Here is a 12,009-nt window from a genome sequence, read left to right as displayed (position 1 = left end):
GCGGCCCGCGGGAGGATCAGGACGACACGGAAATGGCCTGGTCCAGCGACTCGATTCCCCAGGGGGCGCGGTCGTAGGTGGGCAGGGTGGTGTAGCGGTCGGTTTCGCCGTCCGGCCCCGCGACCCGCTCGCCGAGGTCGGGGTGCCGTTCGAGGATCGCGGTGCGCAACGTGTGCATCAGGTCGTGGGCCTCGCTGTCGGGCCAGCCCGGGTGCTCGCAGCTCTGGTAGTTGAAGCAGGTCACGGCCTTGAGTACTACGATCGGGTCGAGGGTGGCCTCGGTGGTGCGCAGCTCGTAGCGCGGCGTGGACGTGTCCTCCCTGTAGCGGTGGTTGACCGACTTGTGGTTTTCGTGCCACAGCCTCTGCCCCAGCTCGCGGAAGCCGACGGCGCCGAGGTCGGAGGGAACGACCCCGTACTGCGCGAGCGCGTGGACGAGAACGTCGATGTGGCTGCTGGAAACAATCCATGCGGACATGCAGAAGTCCTCCTGGAAAATGACGAGCTGTGAAGCCGGTGGCGACCGGGGGCTGCTGTGGGGGTCTCCGGCTTGTGATCACCGGGTGGTGCCGCCCCGTTCGGTGGTGCGCGCTCGGGTGGCGTCGGTGCCGGGACAAGGGGTCAAGCCATGCTGTTCGGCTTGACCCCGGCCCGGCGCCGACGCACCGTGCGAGCGCCCCACCGAACGGGGCGGCGTCCAACCGGCTCGACGACTCGTCGGATTGGGCGACCGTCCAGGGTGGAGGTCAGAGCGTGCGCAGGCGCCGAGTTGGTGCAAGACGGCGGCGACGGGCGTCTGGTGCGTTCGGCCGACTTCGCCGAGTGGGCAGGTGAGCCAGCCGGTGAGGTTCTCGTCCGGCGGGGCTGCGGCCCCCCGTCGCCGACGGCGGTAATCAGGCACGAGCCGTGGATGGCCGGGAGGCGGCCGGCGCGTCGAGCAGGGCGGATCGGGCATTCCCGGCGTCACCGGCGACGTAGTGGCCGTTGCGGACGGCGGCGAACAGCCGGACGGTGATCCCCGACCAGGACCGGGGATCACCGTGAATCGGCTATGCCCCTTGCGGGAGCCGAGGTGCTGCCGCCCCGTCCGATGTGTGACACCCGGACCTTCTCCACCACCCCGCCACGTCCTTACCCGGGCGGGCTTCCGGTGCGGGGCGGCAAGAACCCGCTTCGCGTACGCGAAGCGGGTGTGCGTGGCGAGGTGGCGGAGCGGGTTGTCGGTCGTCGCGCAGGCAGCCCGGCATGCCCGGCCTGAAGACCAGGTGCGCGCGCCGCGTCGGTGGTCCTCGGGAACCGGGCGAGCGGCGCGATGGCTGCCTCAGAAGTCGATCGGGCGTTTCCGGGAACGGCTGAGAACGACGGAGAGGGCAGCCGGTAGCTCCCCGTCCTGGGCCTTCCTGTGCTCGCTCCGCATGTCGATCAGTTCGAAGGCTCCGGCCGGGAGGTGGTAGCCCTCGTTGGTCGACACGGCGTCGCGCATACGGAACCGCAGGCTCACCTCGCTGTCGTAGTCGTTGATCGACTGTGCGCCGTCGCGGTCGAACAGGTCGATGGAGCCGGTCAGGACGTCGGCTTCGCCGTTCGGCCAGGTGATACGGGCCTCGACGACGGAGCCGGAGCGTTCGATGCGTTTGATGTTGAGGTCGCCGATGACCTCGGCAAACGGCTCCCCGCGGCGCAGCTCGAAGGCGATGGCCCGCAGGTGGTCGAAGTTCAGGTCGTACTTCCGCGAGAATTCGACGACCTCGTCGACCTGGGCCGCGGCGATGCCGGGTACTTGGTCGTGCAGGTAGGTGGCGACGGTCTCGGGCTCGGGGTAGGCGAACCGCATGTGGTAGTGGAAGCGGCCGGGGCGGTTGAGCATGAACTCGTTGACCCGGACGAGGTCGTTGACCGAGAGGACGTAGAGGCGCTTGGTCACGCTCAGTCCGTCGAAGAGGCTGAGGAACTGGGTCTGGGTCTCGTCCTCGCCGTGGCTGGCGAAGACCTTCTCGAACTCGTCGAAGACGACGACGACCTCGCCGAGATCGTCCAGGAAGGACGCGAGCCCCGGGGTCGAGTGCTGGACGAGGATCGTGGGCAGCTCCAGTTGCTCGCGGGCGCGTTCGGCGAGCATCCGGAGCATCAACGACTTGCCCATGCCCTTGTCGCCGGAGAGGATCACGCCCAGGGACCGGTCCATCGCCTCGTAGCTGCCGATGATGCGATCCACGCGCTGGACGTGGGAGCCGTAGACGGTGTCCTCGCCAGGGGCCAGCGGGGTGACCTGGCGAAGGCTGTATCCGGTCATCTTGGAGAAGTCGATGGCGTAGGTGGCCACCGGCAGTCGGTCGAAGGTCTGCACGGAGTCGTCGTAGAGGCGGAACCGGCCGCCGGAGGCGACGATGGTGGAAGCAGGCATGGGCGCTCGCTTTCGCAAGGAACGTGTGGATGGTGTGTGGTGCGGCGACGTCACCGCGGCCAGGTCTTTCTGCGCCCGGCGAAATGTCGCCGGGGGTCGGCCGCGGAGACTGGTGATCTGTGTGCCGGGTATCAGGTCGGCGCCGGGCCCGGAGGGGCGGCGTGGGGGCCGGTGCGCGCTTGCGCGCCTGGCTCAGTGCCGTGGCCCCGGCGGTGGGGGCCCGGCGGCGGCCTGATCGGCTCGGTGTCGAGCGACGGCCCCGGCCGGACTCGGTCCGGAACTCCATGCCACCGATCACTTTGCTCCTGGGTGCTCGACATGGGCGTGGTCGGGCTGAGGTGTCCTGGAGGTGGAAGCGAGGTCGACGCCGTCTAGCGCGCCCGGCGCGCGAGGCGTTCCGGGTCGAGGATCACCACGGTCCGGCCCTCCACGCGCAGCAAGCCGCGGTCGGTGAACTCGGCCAGGGCCTTGTTCACCGTCTCGCGTGAGGCGCCGACCAGCTGCGCGAGTTCCAGTTGGGTCAGGTCGTGGGTGACCCGCAGCAGGCCGCCGTGCTGGCTGCCGAAACGCGCCGTGAGGTCGAGCAGCGCCCAGGCCAGCCGGCCGCGTACGTCGTTGGTGACCGCCTCGGTCAGCATCGAGGTGGACCGGCGCAGGCCGCGGGCCAGGGCGCCGAGCAGGTGTTCGGCGATGTCGGGTCGGTGGGCGATCCACTGCAGCAGGAAGGACCGGTCGATGCCGAGCACGTGGACCTGGGTCACCGCGGTGGCGGTGGACTCCCGGGGAGCGGCGGCGTAGAGGGAGATTTCGCCGAACATCTCGGCCGGGCCGAGTAGGGCCAGCAGGTGTTCGCGGCCGCCGGACAGGGCACGGCTGAGCTTCACCTTGCCGGATCGGATGAGGTAGAGCCGGTCGCCCGGCTCGCCTTCGGTGAAGATCACGTGTCTGCGGGGGAACTCGGCGGCCTCGCCGACGGCGTCGAGGGCGGACAGGATCGGGTCGTCGGCGGGCATGCGGGTGGCGGGCATGCGGGTGGCGGGCATGGTGTGGCTCCTGGTGCTCGGTGGGGTGCGCATGGACGTGTGGCCGGGCAGCACGCCGTCCTCCGGTGGCACGGCCGTGGGGTTCGGCTGTGCTACCGGGAGGTGTGGTTGGCCGGGCGCGTCCGCGCACCGGCTCGAAAGGGCACGGGCGGACGCTGTTCGGGCGGTGAGCCGGCGCGCGGTGGCAGGCGTGTCGGCGAGGCACGGTCGGCGGCCGCGGTGGCGGCAGGCTGCGCCCCCCATCGAGGAGGACGGACAGCATTGCGGATCCGGACTACGGCCGGGTACGGCGGCCGGACGGTGGAACCGGCGCGTTATGCGACCGTGGGGGAGAGCATCGGCAACAGGTATGCCTGCGATGCCGGCATCAGGTCGATGATGTCCCGGTCGCCGGTCCACTGTTCGACGAACCGGAGGTGCACGGCCAGCCAGGTACGAACGGATCGGGGCAGGGGATCGGTGGCCGGTCGGTGGGCCCTGCCGCCGTAGAAGGTCATGAGGATCCTGTCCCCGTGCTTCCACGCCAGCTCGGCACCGATCCTGGTCGGGATGGAGGCGAGCTCGGCGGGATGCCACGGCGCGCCGTATGCGGCCCAGCTCTCGCCGCCGACCACGTGCGGCTGGACCACCAGCCGCAGCGGCTCGTCATGGCCGACCATGGCCCCTTTCGGGTTGACCGGGCGGACCTGCCGGCACACCGGGCACCGCCCGTAGATCGATGTCGGGTGGCCGTCGGACCGTGGGCCGATGCTGCCGTCGATGGCGAGCTTGCGACTGCCCGGGCAACGGACGGTGTCCACGAACAGACCGGCCGAATTCTTCAGGCGCACGACAATCTTCCTCACTCGCCCGCCGTCCCGACCTCTCGAAGCATCGGCTACGGCATGGCGGATTGCGCGATTCGGTGGCGGACCCTTCACGACCACTGGCGTCGTGAATGTCGTTCGGCGCCGCTCGGACATGCCGTCGAGGCGTCCTGGCGCCGGGCCCCGATGCGGTGGGGCGCACTCGGAAGGCGCCCGCGGCGGGGTAAGGGGGCAAGCCGCATCTTTTCCGCGGCTTGCCCCCGGCCCGACGGGGGCGCAGAGTGCGCAAACCCCACCGCACCGGGCTCGGTGCCTGGGGCGGTGCCCGCCTGCCACTCGAGGCACGGTCGTGCAATGTCCGTGGACTCGGAGGAGTCGGAGATTGGGGTTGACCCGTTTCGACGGACAGGGTCAGGATGTCCGTCAAAACGGGCCAGGCCCATCTCGACCTCGGCGGGCGGGGCGGTGATCCGCGCGTTCACGTGATTGCCCCTTGAAGCCGGGGAAACGGGTGGAGGCGAGCTGGAGACCGGGTCGGGAGCGACGACCGGTCGCCACGCCGGTGTGGGTGCGTTCGCCGCGTGTGCGGCCGATCCGCAGGACGTGGGTGGCGGCCGAGTGGCGAACACCGCGGCTGTCGACGGTGCGAGGGTCGGTAGCCGGCTTCGGCATCACGCGGAGTCGGTCTGCTGCGATGTCGCGGCACCGCGGATCAACTGCTCGGTCGCGACCTCGCCGAGCTGGTCGAGCAGGAAAGGGACCTGCTTGTCCAAGCCACCGTTGTTGATGGCGCCGGCCGACCTGCCGACCAAGTCGTGCACGGTGTCGTCCAGGTCGAGCGGGTCGACGTGAAGGGCTTCGGCGAGGGTCAGCAGACGCTGGTCCGGGCGTGAATCCTCCGTGGCGTCGGTGGCGTCGAGGTCGTCGCGGAGGGCGTAGTTGTGGCTCCCGTCGTCGTAGGCGAGTCGGTCTTCGTGGAGGTCGGACGGTGCTCCCACCCAGCTGGCGGGCGGGCCGGGGGCGGTGGGCGCGTCCGGGCGGTCCTCGGGGGTGTTGAGCCATCGCCGGAGGTCGCCGGCGCAGTGGTGCAGTCGGCCGTCGATCTCGATGTAGAAGTCGGAGTCGCCGCCGAATCCGACCGCGTCGCGGTAGACCCAGACGCACACGACCGACAGTCCGGAGACCTCGCTGATGCGGCCGAGGACCCGGTTCACGCGCTCGGCGTCGTAGCCGTCGGCCATGCTGCCGCGCAGGTCGGCGATCTCCTCGGCGTCCCGGCTGTCCATGCCGTCGACGATGGTGCCGAAGGCTTCCGGGATGGAGGAGCTCGGGACGGCCTCGCCGATCCGGGCCAGGTCGTGGCCGGTCAACGGTCGGCCCGCCCACGTCTCCAACTGCCCGCGCGTGATCGGCGACGTGACGTCCGCGTCGAGCCGGTGCCGCGCAAGCGCGGCCGCGACTTCCCAGACCCGCACGGCCTGCGGTGCCTGGAGCAACCCGGGACCTGCCTGGGCCAGGTGCTCCCAGGTGCCGGCGACCCACGCGGGGTCGCAGTCGACCAGGTCGCGGTAGGCCGTGACCTCCGCGGTGGGCACGACGCGGATCGAGGCCGGGTCGGCGGGGTCGACGGCCCGCCCCGGGTCGCCCGGGAAGTAGGCGATCAACCAGGTCATCGACGGGTGGAGAATCACTCCTCGCTCGATTACCGAGTGGACGGTGTGCCGATGGGCTTGTCGGATCTCGACAGCGGTTCCGGGCGGCGGAGCCACGTGCGACATGAGATGTTCCTCCGTGGTCTGGTTCTGCGGGGTGCGGTCGGCCCTGGCTCGTCGCTGCAGTCACGGGCCGTGGGACCGGTGATCCGCCGACTGGTGACGGTCGCCGCGGTCGGGAAACGGGAGCTGGAGGTCCGGCTTCGGGTAGCGGCCGATGGCCATGCCGATGACGGTGCGGGTGCGTTCACCGCGGGTGCGGCCGATCCGCAGGGCGTAGCGGTAGTTGCCGGGATGGCGGACGCGGCGGCTGCCGATGGCGTGCAGGGCTTCACGCAGCCACCGGCGAGGGTCGACGTCGTCCTGCGGAGCTGTGGCGCCCAGAGCGACCAGGCGAGCGATGACGCCGGCGGCGGCGGTCTCGCGGCCGGTGACCTTGGCCTGTGCGCGGGCGGTGAGCACCGTCGCATCGGGCAGCAGGGTCAGGGTGCGGACGGTGGAACGGCCCAGGTATGCGAAATTCAGGGCCTGGTAGACGATTCCGCAGTGACCGGGTTTGATCAGCTCCGGCCCGTTCGGGCCGGAGCGCCAGCATTCGTGTGACTACAGAAGTTGGTTGTCACCGGAGGACCACCACGACGTGCGGTCCGATGTGGAGGTGCCAGCGCTTGTTGTCACCGAATACAGGTCATGGCTGTCACCTGCATCGACCACGATCCGACCGTCTATCCGGTGACCGGAGCAGCGGAAGAGCGGCCCCGAGACCTTGGCCTGGACCACCGAGTGGTGACTGCGCGAGGTCAGCCTGCGCGCTACCGACGCCGCGATCGTCGACCACCACCACGGCCCCTGTCACCGGTCAGCGCGTGGGACGGCGGTGTCTGTCGGGCTGCCGACGGAGTCCTGTGAGCGGTGGTCTCAAGCGATGTGGAACGTGTCGTTCCCCGCGCTCACGATGATCATGTCCCACCTTGTGCCGCCGTGCGTGGCGGGTCAGCGGGTGTCGCCCGGATCAGCGTCTGGGGTGTTGCCGAGGTCGTCGAGTTGCCGTTGGACGCGCTCGGCGTCGATGTCACGGCCTTGTTCCCGGTACAGCTCCAGCGCCTCCCGCCACACCGTGCGGGCCTGCTCGTGCCGGCCGAGGGCGGCGTGGGGATGGCCCACGCCGTCGAGGCCGTCCGCGACCAGGTAGGCGTGGCCGAGGTCGCGGTACAAGGTGAGGGCGTGGTGGTAGTGGTCGAGGGCCTGGTGGTGGTTGCCGGTGTGGTGGGCGATGTAGCCCAGGCTGGCCAGGGTGGCCGCCTCGCCGTCGGGGTTGTGGTGGTGTCGGTGCAGGGTGAGGGCGGCCTGGCAGTGCTGGCGGGCGGTGTCGAACTGGCCCAGGCGCGCGGCGTACCAGCCCACCTGGTTGAGCGACTCGGCTTCCCACACCGGCTGGTCGAGGGCGCGAATGAGGTCGAGGGCGTGGTGGGCGTGCTCCAGGGCCTGCCGGTCGTCTCCCCGTCGTTCCCAGGCGACCGCGAGTATCCGGTGGGTGCGAGCCTGTTCGGTGGGGTCGTGGTGGCGCACGGCCAGGTCGAGGGCCTGCTCCAGGTGGGCGGTGGCCTGCTCGTGCAAGCCCTGCCGGGAGCAGGCATGGCCGAGGCGTCGGTGGGCGCAGCTGCGGGTGGCGGGGTCGGGCAGGTGGTCGGCGGCGTCCAGCGCGGTCCGCCACGTGGTGACCGCGTCGCGCCGGTGTCCTCGCCGCTGGTGGAAGGTGTGCAGGTTCCAGGCGAGGTGCCAGACGGTGTGGTGGTGGCCGAGGGTGGCGGCGGTGCGTTGGGTGGCCAGCAGGGTGGCGTGCTCGGCCTGCAGCCAGGCAAGCGCAGCCGTGGCGTCGGGCAGCGGGTGCGGGTGGACGCCGGGCGCGGGCGGCTCGGGCGACAGGAGCGCGCTGTGGGGGGCAAGGAGGCGGTCGGCGGCGTGGGCGGTGTGCAGGTGGAAGTCCACCACCCGCACCAGGGCCGCTTCCCACACGTGCTCGGGCAGGGTGGTGTGGGCGGTATCCGCGGCGTAGCGGCGGACCAGGTCGTGCATCGCATACCGGCCACCCGGACGCCGCTCCAGCAGCGAGGCGTCCTCCAGCCCGCTCAGCGTCCTGCGGGCGGTGCGGTCGGGCAGGCCGGTGAGGGCGGCGGTGGCAGGTGGGGTGGTGTCCGGGCCGGGGGCGATGCCCAGCAACGCGAACACGGTGCGCTGGGCGTCGGTGAGGTGGCGCAGGGACCAGGACAGCACCGTGGGCAGGCTGGCGGCAGGGTCGGTGTCGTGGTCGAGCGCCTCCAGCCCGAGGTCGCGCAGTTCGGCGGCGGCCTCGGCCAGCGGCGGGTCGGGGTGGGGCTCGGCGGTGCGCGCGGTGATCGACAACGCCAGTGGGTAGCCCCCGCACAGGCCGATCAGCTCGTCCACCGCCTCGGGTTCGGCAGCGACGCGGTCGGTGCCCAGGCGGGCGGCCAGCAGGCCGCGGGCCTCCTCCGGGGACAGGACGTCGAGGGGTAGGTGTCGGGCGCCGTGCCGGTCGATCAGCGAGGCGAGCCGGTGTCGTCCGGTGACCAGCACCGTACAGCTCGGCGAGCCGGGCAGCAGGGGGGCGACCTGTTCGCTGGTGGCGGCGTTGTCCAGCACGACCAGCATCCGCTTACCCGCGACCAGGCTGCGGTAGAGCGCGGCCTGGGCGTCGAGGTCGGTGGGGATGCGGTTCGCCTCGACGCCCAGGGCGTCGAGGAACCCGCGTACCGCCACCGCCGGGGCCACCGGCTCGCCGGTGGGACTGAAGCCGTGCAGGTCGACGAACAGTTGCCCGTCGGGGAACCGCTCCAGCTGGCGGTGCGCCCAGGCCAACGCCAGCCAGGTCTTGCCGATGCCCCCGGCGCCGCCGATCGCCGAAACCAGCACCGTCGCGCCCTGCCCCTCACCCGCCGGGGCGGCGGGCGGTGTGGGGGCGGTCAGCACGCGGTCCAGCCGGGCCAACTCCGCGCTCCGCCCCGTGAACAGCCCCGGCGCGGCGGGCAACTGCCGCGGCACCATCGGCCGCACCGGCTGCTGGACCGTGACCATCGCGTCACGACCGGCCTGCACCACCATCCCCGAACCTGCCACGACCGCGTGCTGACCGGTCCCGGCGGATACCTCGCCACCGACGGCGTCACCACCGGCTACCGCGTCCGCCACGCCCACCTCACCCCGGTTCCACCAGCTGGATCAGCGCCACGCACACCATCAGGCCCACAGCTCGCCAGCACACCGCAAGAATGCGGCCACGCGGCCGAACACCGACGTTCCAGAGCACGTGAAGCCTGACCAATGCCCGGTCTCGGCTCCACCGGCACCAAGGACATCCAGGCCGTCGAGCGGCTCCGCGACAACGGCCAACTCGCGCACAACGGCCTGGTCGGAGCCTGCGAATTCACCAGCAGCGGTGATACCGACATAGAAAACCTCGTCGCGGCAGGTCGCCCCCGCCGCAGGCGGCGGTGGTGAACGGGCCGGGCGCCAGCCGTATGACGACGGTCATGCACCATGGAGGCCGGCGTTGGAGAGGTGGCGCCGCATGCGAAACAGCGCCGCCAGGGCGGAAACGCGGATCTTGGTGACAACTACCGCCTGTAAGTGACAACTAAGGCCGGTAGTCACAGTTCGACCGGGTCACCGAAGGTCACCACGCCACGGACGCCGTGCTCGGCCGCGCGCCGGAACACTCTGGCACAGAACCAGCTTTCCTGGTACCGGGCAGTATTGATCCCGGACGGATCCCCATTCGGCTGAACCGGAACTACTCCGGGCCCGTTGTCGCGTCCTGCTTCAGTCGTGATGCGACGTAGCTGGCTCGATCACCTCCTGCGGCGACGTGCCAGCGTTGCGCTGCCGAGTCCGAGATCCCGAGTAGGTCGGCCAGCAGTTTCCAGTGGACACTTCCGACCAACGCAAGGAGGGCTCCATTGCGCGCGTGGCGGACCTTGTTGATTCCCAATGTCTTTAGGCGTCGTGCCAGCGTGTCCGAGCCGAGTGGCCGGCCGGGGTGCGCGCCGGGGAACAGATACGGGTTGGGGACGCTCCGGATCAGGACGCGGTCGGAGCGGCGGTCCGTGATCAGGCGAGCGAGCAGGTGGGACAGCTTCGGCCGGAGCCAGAGTGGGTCGCTGCCGAGCACGAGCCCAAGGACGCCCGGCTCCGCCGGGTGCTCTCGGACGTCGTCGATGGTGAGCCGGGCGATTCTGCTGACCTGTTGGCCGTACTGGAGCACGAGGCATCCGGCGACGCGGTCGACCAGAGCGATGGTGTCGTCGTGTTCGAGCCGGTGGGCCAGCAGAAGCCGGTCGGCGTCGTTCATGATCGACCGGTCTTCACCGGTGGTGAGCGCGGTGACGGCGACGTGCCGGGGTGCTTCCTCCTGCAGGGCAGCCCAGGTGAGGAACTGTCGCAGGTAGCTGGTACGCCATCGTTGGGCCGCGAGCCAGGCGTCGATCTGGGGCTGGGTGCAGTGCGCGAGCGCGCTGCCGACGCCGCGGAGGTGGTTGGTGAACGCCTGCGCGGTGCGGAGCTGTTCGAGCAGGTACCCGGCCCGCTGCGGCGCGAGCCGGCCGTCGCGCTCGGCCTGTTGGTGTGCGGCGGGCAGCAGGACCCACCGCAGGTAGCGGGCGAGCAGGAGCCTGTTGGCACGCTCGTCGACCTCGTCGAGCAGCGCCTGGGTGCGGTGTTGGACGCGGACCAGGTGCTCGTCGCGAGAAGGCAGGACCCCGGCCGCGCTGAGCAGGTCACGCAGGTGCGCGACGGAGCCGGTCTGGTGGAGCCGGTCGAGGGCGTCGTGGGTGCAGGCGAGGTCACCGCTGATCAGACGGTGGAGGAGCTGGCCACCGGCGCCGTTGAGGTAGGCGATGAGGCTGTACGGGCTCGGATAGCCGGCCAGGTGCTCGCGCAGCAGGGCAAGCTCGGCCGCCTGGCTCGTGGTTCCGGTGGCGAACAGCTCGTCGAGGCGCTCGCGGGCACGGCAGGACGGGCAGAGGCCGCGGCTGTGGATGCGGCCCATGCCGCCGCAGGCGGTGCACGTGTAGGTGAACCGGACGCCGGCGCACTCGGGACAGGTCGGGTTGCCGTGGTGGTCCCGGCGGAACACCGGCCGGTGCTGCCGGCACGTGGTGCAGGTGACGTGGGTGAAGCGGACCGTGTCCACGCAGGTCAGACAGACCGGTCCTTCCGGCCAGGTGCGTTCGGCCTTGGCCGGGGTGCCGCAGCGGGCGCACGGGATCTTCCGGTTGCAGTGGCAGGGCCGGCAGCGTCGGCGGCCGTCGTCGCGTGAGGCCAGCAGGGCGGGGCGCCGCCCGCAGTCGACGCACAGGTTGGTCGAGGGCTTGACGATCTCCCAGCAGTACGGGCAGTACGGCTGGCCGTCGAGCTTGCCGAGGACCGGCCGGGCCTGGCCGCATCGAGTGCAGTGGGCGCGGTGCTGTGTGCGCCAGCAGGAGTGGCATTGCGGTCCGCGCTCGTCACGGGTGGCGACCGGCCGGGTGTGGCCGCAGTCCCGGCACGGTTCGGGCGGACGTTCTTTGATCGCGCAGGTGTTGCACAGGCTGCGTTTCTTCAGCTTGATCGGGCCATGGCGTCCGCATCCGGAGCAGGTTCCGGGCGGTTGGGCCCGGGTGAAGCAGGTGGCGCAGGTAGGGCCGTCCGGTGTGCGGGTACGGACGGGGCGGATTCGCCCGCAGCCGGTGCAGCGTTCGGCGGTGCGGCGTCGCCAGCACGAGCCGCACACCGGGTGCCCGTGGGGTCGGGCGGTGACCGTTCTGGTCTTGCCGCAGTCGGTGCAGGGTTCGGTAGGTCGGGTGGCGCGGTGGCAGCGGGCGCACAGCGGACCGGCCGGGGTGCGCTTGTAGGGCGCGCACCACTGCCCGCACCGGTGGCAGGTCTCCTTCGGGCGCGTGGCGTCGTAGCACGCCTTGCACAGCCTGCGGGTCCTGGTGTTCAGGCTCAACGCGCGTACCCGGCCGCAGCCGTCGCACGTCCCGTGCCCT

Annotated in this window: 9 protein-coding genes; 1 reads left to right on the top strand and 8 read right to left on the bottom strand. The window is 71.1% G+C overall.

The window, feature by feature from the left end; all coding sequences use genetic code 11:
* Window positions 1-16: 16 nt before the first annotated feature.
* The 7 genes from EKG83_RS26945 to EKG83_RS26915 all read right to left on the bottom strand — a co-directional run bounded on the left by EKG83_RS26945 (window position 17) and on the right by EKG83_RS26915 (window position 9,085).
* Window positions 17-478 (bottom strand): hypothetical protein, encoded by a 462-nt coding sequence (locus EKG83_RS26945; RefSeq protein ID WP_033435679.1) that lies wholly within the window; start codon window positions 476-478, stop codon window positions 17-19.
* Window positions 479-1,321: 843 nt separating this feature from the next.
* Window positions 1,322-2,404, bottom strand: coding sequence for an AAA family ATPase (locus tag EKG83_RS26940; RefSeq protein ID WP_051767023.1), 1,083 nt, complete (start codon window positions 2,402-2,404; stop codon window positions 1,322-1,324).
* 371 nt (window positions 2,405-2,775) lie between these two features.
* Window positions 2,776-3,447 carry a Crp/Fnr family transcriptional regulator gene (locus EKG83_RS26935; protein ID WP_051767032.1) on the bottom strand — a complete coding sequence of 224 codons (672 nt, stop codon included), beginning with the start codon at window positions 3,445-3,447 and terminating at the stop codon, window positions 2,776-2,778.
* Window positions 3,448-3,761: 314 nt separating this feature from the next.
* Window positions 3,762-4,277, bottom strand: coding sequence for a hypothetical protein (locus EKG83_RS26930; RefSeq protein ID WP_033435680.1), 516 nt, complete (start codon window positions 4,275-4,277; stop codon window positions 3,762-3,764).
* Window positions 4,278-4,924: 647 nt separating this feature from the next.
* Window positions 4,925-5,926 (bottom strand): hypothetical protein, encoded by a 1,002-nt coding sequence (locus EKG83_RS26925; protein ID WP_051767024.1) that lies wholly within the window; start codon window positions 5,924-5,926, stop codon window positions 4,925-4,927.
* A 165-nt stretch (window positions 5,927-6,091) separates the two neighbouring features.
* A complete protein-coding gene (locus EKG83_RS26920; RefSeq protein WP_051767025.1) occupies window positions 6,092-6,427 on the bottom strand; it encodes a hypothetical protein in 336 nt (111 codons plus the stop codon).
* A 531-nt stretch (window positions 6,428-6,958) separates the two neighbouring features.
* Window positions 6,959-9,085: an ATP-binding protein gene (locus EKG83_RS26915; RefSeq protein WP_051767033.1), complete on the bottom strand. Its 2,127-nt coding sequence runs from the start codon at window positions 9,083-9,085 to the stop codon at window positions 6,959-6,961.
* A 219-nt stretch (window positions 9,086-9,304) separates the two neighbouring features.
* Between EKG83_RS26915 and EKG83_RS26910 the strand changes: the two genes are divergently transcribed.
* On the top strand, window positions 9,305-9,481 hold the full coding sequence (locus tag EKG83_RS26910) for a hypothetical protein (RefSeq protein ID WP_153278448.1): 177 nt from the start codon (window positions 9,305-9,307) through the stop codon (window positions 9,479-9,481).
* Between the two features lie 292 nt (window positions 9,482-9,773).
* On the opposite strand, the gene EKG83_RS26905 is transcribed toward EKG83_RS26910, so the two are convergent.
* Window positions 9,774-11,969 (bottom strand): hypothetical protein, encoded by a 2,196-nt coding sequence (locus tag EKG83_RS26905; protein ID WP_153278447.1) that lies wholly within the window; start codon window positions 11,967-11,969, stop codon window positions 9,774-9,776.
* Between the last annotated feature and the right edge of the window lie 40 nt (window positions 11,970-12,009).

The sequence above is a fragment of the Saccharothrix syringae genome, from assembly GCF_009498035.1.
GTDB classification, from domain to species: domain Bacteria; phylum Actinomycetota; class Actinomycetes; order Mycobacteriales; family Pseudonocardiaceae; genus Actinosynnema; species Actinosynnema syringae.
The sequence above is the reverse complement of the archived record's forward strand: the minus strand, read 5'-3'. Positions and strand labels throughout refer to the sequence as shown.